The organism is Alkalihalophilus lindianensis (genome assembly GCF_032843265.1).
Lineage (GTDB): Bacteria > Bacillota > Bacilli > Bacillales > Bacillaceae_D > Alkalihalophilus > Alkalihalophilus lindianensis.
On sequence record NZ_JAWJBA010000985.1, the window covers coordinates 1 to 239 of the forward strand.

Sequence of the window (239 nt, forward strand, 5' to 3'; positions counted from 1 at the left end):
CCTCAATCAGCACCGAGGCATCGGTGGCCGCTACCTGGCCCACGTTGCGCAGCACCTGCAGCAGGCGTGCATCCTGGCCCACAATGTTGCGCAGCTCATACTGTTTATCCAGCTGGCGGCGCGAGAGGGCGGCAGGGTCGGTTTCGGCCTCGGGCTCGCGCAGGGCCAGAATGGTGCGGATGGTTTGCAGCAGGGAATCGTTCTGCCAGGGCTTGGTGATGAACTCGGCGGCCCCGGCC

Annotated in this window: 1 protein-coding gene; it reads right to left on the reverse strand. The window is 66.1% G+C overall.

The window, feature by feature from the left end; translation table 11 throughout:
- A partial coding sequence (locus RYX56_RS26840; protein ID WP_500660721.1) for a hypothetical protein occupies positions 1-239 on the reverse strand: 239 nt, incomplete at both ends.